The organism is Bradyrhizobium oropedii, assembly GCF_020889685.1.
Classification (GTDB): Bacteria; Pseudomonadota; Alphaproteobacteria; order Rhizobiales; family Xanthobacteraceae; genus Bradyrhizobium; species Bradyrhizobium oropedii.
Genome location: NZ_JACMYO010000025.1, coordinates 52950 through 60651 on the forward strand (window position 1 = coordinate 52950; position 7702 = coordinate 60651).

A 7702-nucleotide genomic window follows, 5' to 3' on the forward strand; every position below is an offset into this window, starting at 1 on the left:
GCCCGATCAGGCCTTCCGGACAAGAGAAGGTAGCGGGGCCACGCCTGAAGTTCTGGGAGGATGACCATGAGAACCGTCGGAAATGAACCATTGTCGCGTCACGCCCTCGCCTTCGTGCTGGCCGGCGGACGCGGCAGCAGACTTCAGGAGCTCACCGACAGGCGCGCCAAGCCGGCGGTGTATTTCGGCGGCAAGTCGCGCATCATCGATTTCGCGCTCTCCAATGCGGTGAATTCCGGCATCCGCCGCATCGCTGTGGCGACCCAGTACAAGGCGCACAGCCTGATCCGGCATCTGCAGGGCGGCTGGAACTTCTTCCGCCCGGAACGAAACGAGAGTTTCGACATCCTGCCCGCAAGCCAGCGCGTCTCGGAGACGATGTGGTATGTCGGCACAGCGGATGCGGTCTACCAGAACATCGACATCATCGAGGCGCACGGCACCAAGTACATCCTGGTGCTCGCCGGCGACCACGTCTACAAGATGGACTACGAGATCATGCTGAAGCAGCATGTCGAGAGTGGTGCCGACGTCACCGTCGGCTGCCTGGAAATGCCGCGAGCGGAATCCTCCGGCTTCGGCATCATGCATGTCGACGAGAACGGCCTGATCGAGTCCTTCCTGGAGAAGCCGGCTGATCCGCCGCCGATGCCCGGCAAACCGGACAAGTCGCTCGCCAGCATGGGCATCTATGTCTTCAATTCGGAATTCCTGTTCGACGAATTGCGCCGCGATGCCGCCGACCCGAACTCCAGCCACGATTTCGGCAAGGACATCATTCCCTACATCGTGAAGCACGGCCGCGCGATCGCGCATCAATACAACGATTCCTGCGTCCGCTCCGGCGACGATCCCCGCGCCTATTGGCGGGATGCCGGCACCGTCGATGCCTATTGGGCTGCCAATATCGATCTCACCGACGTGGTGCCGGAGCTCGATCTCTACGATCGCTCATGGCCGATCTGGACCTATGCCGAGATCACCCCGCCCGCCAAGTTCGTGCATGACGAGGACGGTCGGCGCGGCCAGGCGGTGACCTCGCTGGTTTCGGGCGCCTGCATCATCTCGGGCGCGGCGCTGCGCCGCTCGCTGCTGTTCACCGGCGTCCACGTCAATTCCTACGCCAATGTCGAGAACGCGGTGATCATGCCGTATGTGAATGTCGGCCGCGGCGCGCAGCTCAGAAACGTCGTGATCGATCGTGGCGTCCGGATTCCTGAAGGGCTCGTGGTCGGCGAAGATCCCGAGTTCGACGGCAAGCGCTTCCGCACCACCGAGCAGGGCATCACGCTGATCACCCAGCCGATGATCGACAGGCTCGGGACATGACATCACTGCGCGTCCTCGCGGTCGCCTCGGAAGTCTACCCGATCGTCAAGACCGGCGGCCTCGCCGACGTGGTCGGCGCGCTGCCGGCGGCGCTGAAAGAGCACGGCGTCGCAACGCGGACGCTGGTGCCGGGCTATCCCGCTGTGCTCAACGCGCTCGACTCGGCGGAGACGCTGCTGCATTGGCCCGAGTTCTACGGCGGTCCGATCCGCGTGCTCGCCGGCACGCATGCCGGCCTCGACCTCTATGCGCTCGACGCGCCGCATCTCTACGCCCGGCCCGGCAATCCCTATGTCGGTCCGGATGGACGCGACTGGCCCGACAACGGCATCCGCTTTGCGGCCCTGTCGCGGATGGCGGCAGAAATCGGCCGCGGTGCGATCCCGTCTTTCGTCCCCGACATCGTGCACGCGCATGATTGGCAGGCCGGGCTCGCGCCGGCCTATCTGCATTATGGCGCACAACCGCGGCCGGGCACGGTGATGACGGTGCACAACCTCGCCTATCAGGGGCAGTTCCCGCCGGAGATGCTGGCGACGTTCGGCCTGCCGGGCGAAGCCTACGCGCTTCACGGCGTCGAATATTACGGCACCATCAGTTTGCTGAAGGCCGGCCTGCAATTCGCCGACCGCATCACCACGGTGTCGCCGACCTATGCGCAGGAGATCCAGAGCGACGAAGGCGGCATGGGGCTCGGCGGACTGCTCCGCGAGCGCTCCGACGTGCTGAGCGGCATCCTCAACGGCATCGACATCACGGTGTGGAATCCGGCCACCGATCCCGATATCGCCGCGCGCTTCAGCGCCGAGCAGCCGGCGGAGCGCACGCTCAACAAGGCCGCGCTTCAACGGCGCTTTGCGCTTGATCCGGCACCGGACGCGATGCTGCTCGGCGTCATCAGCCGGCTGTCCTGGCAGAAGGGCCTCGACCTGCTGCTTGAGAACATTCCGACGCTGCTTGGCGAGGGCATTCAGCTCGCGCTGCTTGGCAGCGGCGACCGCGATCTGCAGGATCGCTACACAGCGCTGGCGCACGACAATTCCGGACGGATCGCGGTCGTGATCGGCTATGACGAGGCGCTGGCGCATCTGATCCAGGCAGGCGCGGATGCGCTTGCGGTGCCGTCGCGCTTCGAGCCGTGCGGTCTCACCCAGCTCTGCGCGCTGCGCTATGGCGCGGTCCCGATCGTTGCCAATGTCGGCGGCCTTGCCGACACCGTGCTGGGCTTCGACGAAGCCACCGTCACAGGCAGTGCTGCAACCGGCGTCAAGTTCGCACCGGTCACTGCGGATGCGCTTGCTCATGGCTTGCGCAAGGCGAACCTGCTGTTCAACGACAAGGTGACCTGGCGCCGGCTGCAGCAGGCCGGCATGACCACCGATGTCTCCTGGCATAATCGCGCCGGTCGCTACGCCGCGCTCTATCGCGAGCTCGCCGCGGCGCGCCGCTAGGCCGATCAGTTCACCAAATCGCAGGCCGCGATGCGGTTGATGTCGGCGAGGCGGCGGTCGGGATTTCCCTTGAAATCAAGGCTTGCGACGAGATCGAGCAGCCGGCCATAGGCGCGATCGGCGACCGCCACAGGCAACGGCTCCTCATCGAAGGCCTCGATGTAATTGCCGACGAGACCGCTCAGCAGCCGGCACATCGCCCGTTGCTCGGGCTCATGCCTGCTCAAGGTCTCGAGTTTTTCCTGGAGGGTTCGGTAGGTCCGCAAGCCGTGCGGCTGTTGCGCGAGCCAAGCGTGAAGATCAGTGTTGTGCAAATCTGGATTTTGCAAATCAGTCATATCAGCCTCTTCAGAATGGAGAAGAAGCTACCGGCTTATACAGCCGATCATGGTTCCGCGCCATGACGATTTTTGCATGCATCCCCTGCCCGGCTGCGCGGGCCGTGTCATCGGATTGGCACGTCGTGTTGCTAGGGTATTTTGGTTTGATCAGAGCCGCGCGAGCGCCGGCAGGATCTTGTAGCGCGCGATCTCGTGCGGATAGTCGCCGCGATTGGCGAGCAGCACGATGCCGAACCTGCGCGCCGGCACCAGGCCGATATAGGCCGAGGCATTGTTGAGACCACCGGGCTTGTCGATGACGGTGACGCCGTCGAGCCGCACATGCTCCCATGCCATTGCCTGGCCGAACTTCGCATCGACGCGAAAACTCTCGCGCAGGGTCATCTGCAATGCCGCGCGCAATTCGGGTTCGATCACGGCGCCGTCGAGACAAGCGCCCAGCAATATGCCGAGATCGCGCGCCGACGAGAACATCTGGCCGGTGCCCGGAAAATCGTAATAGCTCTGCTGATTGCCGGGCGGACCGATCGGCGTGCCGTCGTGCGAGTATCCCTGAACCATGCGCCGCATGATCTCCGGCGCCATCGACGCGCGGTTGTCTTCGCCGCGATCCGGAACGAAAGTCGAGGTCATGCCGAGCGGCGTGAGGATGCGGCTCTCGATCAGCGTCGCAATCGGCATGCGATAGCGCTGTTCCAGCACCAGTTGCAGCAGGACATAGCCGGCATGGCTGTAGATGCGCTGCTTGCCCGGCTGCTCGCCTGCCGGCGGCGTCCATGAATTGAGCATCGCGATGAACTGATCGCGGCCAAAAGTCTCGTTCGGCCATGGCGGATGATCGGTCGGCAGCAGCAGCCCGGACGTATGATTGACGAGCTCGCCGACGGTGACGCGGCTGACATAATCGCCATGCAGTTCGGGCAGATACTTGCCGACGGGATCGTCGAGCTGCAATTCGCCGCGCTCGGTACCGAGCGCGACCAGCGTCGCCTCGAACAGCTTGCGTAGCGAGGCGAGGTCGAACAGCGTGTCCGAAGTGACCGGCCGCTTCGCTGCAGCGTCCGCGAGACCATAGTTGAAGAAGGCGACCCGGCCGCCGGCATAGACCGCCGCAGCGAGGCCGCCGGGATCGGCCGCGCTCGCGGTCGGCGCGAGTTCCGTGGTGACGATGTCCCGGATCTGCGCATCCATGTCGGAATCCGCGCGCACCGCCGTCAGCGCGCTAGCAGCGACGGCAAGCAGGACGGTCGCGATCCGGACGAGGACCCATTGTCTCATAACGAGCGAAATCGGAGCGATGTTGCGATGTAACCCGCAGGCGGACCTGTTCAGCCATCGAGAGATGGCGACATCACGATCCTAGCGATGGAACCCACGCTCCCGAATTCACGATTGCGCGCATTCCACCGTGACACGTCCCGGCTGGGGAACGGGCGGCCCGATCGCTGTTCCGACGGTCACTGCCGGAAGTCGCGATCGCGACCGCCCTCCCACTCCAGCCACGGTGCGGGAACTGCAATCACACTAAAAAAAGACGAGCGTTTGAAAATGTTGGGGGTTTGCATCGACGGACAGGCAAGACCAACGCTTGCCGGGTCGACCGCCGATATGTCTAACTTCGTCACATTCTGCTCCCCACCGGGGACCGTTTCCCATTTAGCAACAATTCGTCAATCAAGGGTTGCGTAGCCCCTTCGGATTCGAGCTACAAGACATGGTCGACTGCGACGAATTGTCCGGTTCCAGATCCCGGATACGCGCGATGCGTGATTATGCATGGGTTAACCATCGACGGCGCGTCTATGCAGTACCTGACCGGACGATCGAGCGCGGCAACGACGCCAGCAGCAGCACGAGACAGACGCAGAGCAGTACGATGTCCTTGAACAGGAACTCGCCCGCCAGGTTCCAGGCCATCGGGTCGGTCGACAGGCTCCATTTGACCACACCTGGTGTCGTGAAGAAGAACGACCACGTCACCGCAAAAGTGATCACCCCCATCAGCGCGCCGATCGCTGAGAGAATCGGGCTGAACGCGCCGGCGGCGAGCAGCACGGCGATGCCGAACTCGGCCACGCCGAGCACATAGGCCTCGCCGCGGAGGCCGAATACCGAGAGCCACGAGATGAACGGGCTGTTGCTGATGAACTGCACGATGCCTTGCGCCGATTGCAGCGTGAACTTCTGCATGCCGAACGACACGAAGATCACCACCATGACCCAGCGCAGGATCGTGAGCAGACGATAAGACCCCTCGCCTCGTTCGGCGATGTTGAACGACAGATTCATGCGGATGTTTCTTCCCTCGCTGCGATGCCATCATCGGCCGCCTTTGTGGCGCTCGTGGCAGGACTACGCAGCACGCCGCGCGCGCGTTACACGCGGGACCCGTAGCGGCATTCACAAGAATGTGCGGACGAGGTGATCGGCGCGAGCAGGGAATGCCGCGGCGTCAAGCTGCGGTGAGCAGTTCACCGACCTTCTCGTAGGCCTCGCCCTTGAACCGCATCAGCTGAAACTGCTTGATCGGTACATAGTCGCTCGGGGTAGTGTTGAGGGTGATCCCGGGAATCAGCAGCGGCGCGGCGAAATTCTTCAGATTGCTCGCCTGGTGCAGGATGTTGGCACGCGTCAGCTGGTCGCCGCATTGGCTGACGACGTGGGCGGCGGTTGCCGCGGCGGTGTAGCCGATGGCGTAGAGATCGTCCGCGCGGTCGGCGTTCGGGACGTAGCGGTCGAGGAACGTCATGTACTGCTTCATGTCCGACGTGTCGGCCCACAGCGGATTGCCGGGGTCCATCCGCGTCGCGAAGGCAAGAATGCCCTGTGCGGTCTCGAACCCGGCGGGCTTCAGCGTCGCACGCACCGAGGCATTTCCGGCGCCGAGGAACACCTGCGGCCGCCACTCGAGCGCAGCCATCTTGCGCAGCGCCTGGCTCGCCATCTTCGGAATGGTGATGAGGAACACCAGGTCGGCACCGGACAATTTCATCTGAACGATCTGGGAATCGATCGTGGGATCGCCGACCGAATAGTTCAGCTCGCAAACGATCTGCGCGGTCTTGGCGCCGAGACCGGTCTTGAGGCCTGACAGCGTCGCCTTGCCGGCATCGTCGTTCTGATACAACAGGGCGATCTTCGCATCGGGCGTGGAGCCGGCGATGTAGCGGCCGACGACCCCTCCTTCTATCTCGTAGGTCGATCCGCCCACCATCGTCCACGGATTGGCCGCGGGGTCCGACAGCTTGCTGGCCGCAGCCGCAAGGAACAGCTGCGGGACCTTGCGCGCGTTCATGTATTTCTGCACGGCGATGTTGCCCGGCGTTCCCATCGCGCCCGCAATGAACAGCACCTCGTCGCCTTCGACCAGCCGCCGCGCCGCTTCGACCGATTTCGGCGGGCTGTAGGCGTCGTCGTAATTGATGAACTTGATCTTGCGGCCGTTGATGCCGCCGGTGTCATTCAGCATCCGGAAATAGGCATCCATGGCATTGGCGAGCACGCCGAATGACGACACCGGGCCGCTGAGCGGCCCGAACTGCCCGATGCGGATTTCCGTGTCGCCGGCACCGGGATCATAGGAGGCGCCGGCAAAAGCCTTGCCGCCAATCGACGCCGCGAGCCCGGCCGCGGTCGTCGCGAGCAGCGTTCGACGGCTGATCGTCTTCATGTGCTTCCTCCGCTGGATTTGGGCGCCTTACGCGGCGCCTCGTTCGAATGCCAGGTGATATTGTGCGGCAGTCTGGTCGATGATGTCGGCAGCTCCGGTCACCGTGTGCACGCCGGAGACCGAATGACCGGCGCTCCAGACCTCGATCCAGCGCCGCGGTCCTTCCGCGTCGTTCTTGCCGCCGAATTTTTCGCGCGCGCGGTCCTCCGACACGGACTCGTCGAGATTGGCGGGATCGAGACCCGCGGCGATGATCGAGGGCCGCAGCATGCTGGCATCGAGCCCGGTGAAGGCCTTGGTGAGCAGAACGTCGTCGAGCGTGCTGTCGACCAGCATCTTCCGATAGGCATCGCTCGCCATGCTTTCGCGCGCCGCGATGAAGCGCGTTCCCATATAGGCGAGATCGCAGCCGAGCAGCCGCGCTGCGGCGAGCGCGGTGCCGTCGGTCACGCCGCCCGCGAGCACGACCGGACCGTCGAACATGGCGCGCACCGCGCGCACGAAGGCGAACGGATTGGCCCAGCCGGTCTGGCCGCCGGCGCCTGCTGTCAGCAGGATCAAACCATCGGCGCCCGCCTCGATTGCCTTCTCCGCATGCCGCAGCGAGGCAATGTCTGCGAACACCAGGCAGCCGACATCATGCAGCGGCTGAACCGCCGCCGCCGGCGACCCGACGCTGGTGATGACCATCTCGACCTTATGCCGTACGAGGCAGGCGAGGTCGTCCTTGAAGCGCGGCTGGCGGATGATGAGGTTCGGACAATGCGGCGCGGCGGGCCGGCCGAGCTCGGCGACACCGCGCTCGATCTGATGCAGCCAGGCGTCGAGCTCCTCGACCGAGCGGGCATTCGCGGTCGGAAATGCGCCGATCGCGCCGGCACGGCAGACCGCCGTCACGAGTTCGACGCCGG

Annotated in this window: 7 protein-coding genes; 2 read left to right on the plus strand and 5 right to left on the minus strand. The window is 64.3% G+C overall.

Annotation, left to right across the window (positions count from 1 at the left end; genetic code table 11):
• Positions 1–66 precede the first annotated feature (66 nt).
• The gene (glgC, locus tag H8A95_RS09920; protein ID WP_229183003.1) at positions 67–1329 is read left to right on the plus strand and encodes a glucose-1-phosphate adenylyltransferase; all 1263 of its coding nucleotides are present in this window, start codon (positions 67–69) and stop codon (positions 1327–1329) included.
• Positions 1326–2780: a glycogen synthase GlgA gene (glgA, locus tag H8A95_RS09925; protein ID WP_229183004.1), complete on the plus strand. Its 1455-nt coding sequence runs from the start codon at positions 1326–1328 to the stop codon at positions 2778–2780. The genes glgC and glgA overlap by 4 nt, the downstream gene beginning before the upstream one ends.
• A gap of 5 nt (positions 2781–2785) precedes the next feature.
• Here the strand turns inward: glgA and H8A95_RS09930 are convergent, their stop codons facing one another.
• From H8A95_RS09930 to H8A95_RS09950, 5 genes are all read right to left on the minus strand, one after another.
• Positions 2786–3118 carry a hypothetical protein gene (locus H8A95_RS09930; RefSeq protein ID WP_229183005.1) on the minus strand — a complete coding sequence of 111 codons (333 nt, stop codon included), beginning with the start codon at positions 3116–3118 and terminating at the stop codon, positions 2786–2788.
• Between the two features lie 150 nt (positions 3119–3268).
• Positions 3269–4399 (minus strand): serine hydrolase, encoded by a 1131-nt coding sequence (locus H8A95_RS09935; RefSeq protein ID WP_229183006.1) that lies wholly within the window; start codon positions 4397–4399, stop codon positions 3269–3271.
• 522 nt (positions 4400–4921) lie between these two features.
• The gene (locus H8A95_RS09940) at positions 4922–5410 is read right to left on the minus strand and encodes a DUF417 family protein (RefSeq protein ID WP_163158453.1); all 489 of its coding nucleotides are present in this window, start codon (positions 5408–5410) and stop codon (positions 4922–4924) included.
• Positions 5411–5573: 163 nt separating this feature from the next.
• A complete protein-coding gene (locus H8A95_RS09945) occupies positions 5574–6791 on the minus strand; it encodes an ABC transporter substrate-binding protein (protein ID WP_229183007.1) in 1218 nt (405 codons plus the stop codon).
• Between the two features lie 27 nt (positions 6792–6818).
• Positions 6819–7702, minus strand: an 884-nt coding sequence (locus H8A95_RS09950; protein WP_229183008.1) for an NAD(P)H-dependent flavin oxidoreductase, incomplete at its 5' end; no start/stop codon positions are given.